The organism is Bacteroides sp. (genome assembly GCF_029057325.1).
GTDB lineage: Bacteria > Bacteroidota > Bacteroidia > Bacteroidales > Bacteroidaceae > Bacteroides.
On sequence record NZ_JAICZW010000102.1, the window covers coordinates 1 to 2,573 of the forward strand.

General features: G+C 54.4%; 4 protein-coding genes and 1 pseudogene. 1 reads left to right on the forward strand and 4 read right to left on the reverse strand.

All coding sequences use genetic code 11. The features are described 5' to 3' along the window. From K2G43_RS06430 to K2G43_RS06445, 4 genes and pseudogenes are all read right to left on the reverse strand, one after another. Positions 1-530: pseudogene (locus K2G43_RS06430) on the reverse strand (RNA pseudouridine synthase); the annotation flags it as partial. A 25-nt stretch (positions 531-555) separates the two neighbouring features. Further along, the gene (locus tag K2G43_RS06435; RefSeq protein WP_297643384.1) at positions 556-714 is read right to left on the reverse strand and encodes a hypothetical protein; all 159 of its coding nucleotides are present in this window, start codon (positions 712-714) and stop codon (positions 556-558) included. Positions 715-720: 6 nt separating this feature from the next. Continuing rightward, entirely contained in the window at positions 721-1,404 is a 684-nt protein-coding gene (locus K2G43_RS06440; protein WP_297643370.1) for a glycine zipper family protein, read from the reverse strand. Positions 1,405-1,473: 69 nt separating this feature from the next. After that, complete coding sequence (locus K2G43_RS06445; protein ID WP_300153620.1) at positions 1,474-2,274, reverse strand: M48 family metallopeptidase; 801 nt, start codon at positions 2,272-2,274, stop codon at positions 1,474-1,476. On the opposite strand from K2G43_RS06445, the gene K2G43_RS06450 reads away from it, so the two are divergent. After that, the coding region (locus K2G43_RS06450) for a hypothetical protein (RefSeq protein WP_300153622.1) at positions 2,255-2,573 on the forward strand (319 nt) is incomplete at its 3' end. The genes K2G43_RS06445 and K2G43_RS06450 overlap by 20 nt on opposite strands.

Sequence of the window (2,573 nt, forward strand, 5' to 3'; positions counted from 1 at the left end):
TCGCGTATCAGGGCGGCTTCTTCTTCCGGCGCGAGCCGGGAGGTTTGCCGTCGTGCTTCCCGCTGCCTTTTGGCGGCTTTCATCCGTTGCCGTTCTTCCGCCAACAGGATTTGCGCCTCCTGCTCCGATGCGGATAGGGCGGAGAGCGACTGCCGATAGGCTTCGTCCTCCTCCAGTTGCCTGATGCGGGCGTTGATTCGGGAGATTTGCTCTTCTTCTGTTTTGAAGAATCCTTGCGGCTGCAGCAGGTCATAGACGGGCGGCACAAAGAACGGATGCACGTTGTTTCCTGCCAGAATGCCGGAGAAGGCTGCCAGATACCCGATTTCTCCTTGGGCTGTCTGCACCACCAGTACGCCGAACATCTTGCCTTGCGCCAGTTCGTCTTGCCAGGCTGTCTGCCGGGCCAGGTACTCCTGCACTTCCTTCGCTGCCAGCTCGCACAGCGGATGGGGGGTGTAGCAGAAGGGATAGGTGAACTTCTCCGGAAGCGGAATGCCGGTGATGGATGTTGTAAAGCGATGTAGCATCATGGTTCTGGATAAAAAAAAGGGGCTATTCCTTTGACGTTTCGGGAGTAGGGTGTTCGGGTTGTTTCGGCTTGTTGTGCAATGCGCCGGAGGGCTTCTTCTTGCCGTACTTGCGCGCTCGTTCCCAAGCCGCTTTCCGTGCCTGGTACTGCTCCATTTGTTTCTCAAGATAGTTGTCTGCCATAGCGGTTTATCGTTGGGTCTGCAATGAAAACTCCTGCCGGTCGTATTCCTGTCCGTATTCGTCGGCAATGGAGATGTGTATCACTATTTCTCCGGTCTTTATCCGCTTCCCGGCGTAGAGGTTGGCGGTGTATTTCACGCCTTCGTGCGGGGCAATCTGCTCTATCATTACGGATGACGACAGGTAGATGCGTTTTGCCCCGGTGGCTTCGGCCACCACGGGAACCACGTTATAGACCGTTTGGTTGCTTTCGTTCATAATCTCGAAGATGACCTTGCTGTTCTCTTCCGAACGGATGATATGGTCGCGGTCGTCGTCGATGAAACGTATGTTCTGTATCCTCAGGTGGTCGAAGCCCGATGCCGCTCTCTGCACTTCGGATGGGGCGGGGAAGGGGCGTGACCGTTCAATCCGGTAGCCGCTCTCCTCTTGCCTCCTGGGGGCGGTGGCGGCGTTGGCGATGGCGGCTCCGGCAATGGTGCCTATGATGTTTCCGATGGCGGACCCCCGGTAGCTGCCTCGCCGGCCTCCGCTGTTGTCGCCTATCAATCCGCCGATGGCACTGCCTACGTTGCCTCCGATGGCGGCTCCCGCGAATACGGCGCCGGAATTGTCTGTAGCCATTCGGCCGGTGCCGCAACTGCTCAGGAGGGTGGTGATAGTCAGTATGACGATAATAAGTTTCTTCATATCAGTGGTTCTTTAGTAAAAGTTGTTTTTGAGGGAGTTATCTTTAACTCCCGACAACTCCTTTCCCCATTAGTATTTGCTTTTGATTTCCGGCAGTGCTTTCTGTATGTCTCCGATGCGGCGTGTGTCGCTGGGGTGTGTGCTCATCCGTTCAGGCACTTTGGCGCTGCCGCCTGCCGACATCTTCTTCCAGAAGTTGATGGCTACATCGGGATTGTAGCCTGCCATGCGCATGAAAATCAGTCCCATATAATCCGCTTCCGATTCGTGCTTGCGCGAGAAGGGCAGCATCACTCCATATTGTGCGCCTACGCCGTACACCTGGTTGGCAATGGCCTGCATGGCGGCGCTTTTCTGCGAAAGCGACCGGTTCAGTATCCGGGCGCCATATTGTGCCAGTATCTGTTGGCTCATGCGTTCGTTGCTGTGTTTTGCCACGGCGTGTGCCACTTCGTGTCCGATGACTACCGCCAGCTCATCGTCCGATGTCACCAGTTCCATCAACCCCTCATACACCACGATTTTTCCGCCGGGCATGCAGAAGGCGTTCACCTGAGGGTCTTTCACCAGATTGAATTCCCACGCGAAGTTCTTCACCTCGCCGGCAAGTCCGTTCTGCTTCAGGTATTGTTCGGTAGCGGCCGCAATCTTCTTGCCCACACGTGTCACCATCGCCGATTGTTGGGCCGATGTTGACTTCGGGGCGCTCTTCATGTAGGCGTTGTATTGGGTCAGGCTGGAGCTCAGCACCTCCTGATCGGATACCAAAAGCACCTGCCTCCGTCCCGTGACAGGTACGGAGCCACAACCTGCCAGCAAAAGCAGCACGGCAGTCAGTGTGACAGTCAGTATGGCAATCAGTTTCTTCATATCGTCTTCTATGATTCGCTTCACAAAGATAAGAAAAAGACTTGAGAATGCAAAGCGTTTCAGCCTTGAATTTTATCCGTTTATCACGGATTTTTTTTCTTCAGAAAAAGCATCGGTTTTTCAGGTGGAATTGAACTGCGGAATTCGTGAGGTCTGTTTCCCGCCTGCCCCGTCCATAATAGATGTTTGTAAATTATTTTTTTTACTTCTTTTTGCAGGCGGCACATTCCGGCCAAAAAATGCCCTTTTCCCCGTTTCTTCCCCGTTCTCCCTGTCTGCTTCCTGTCCCACCCCTATCA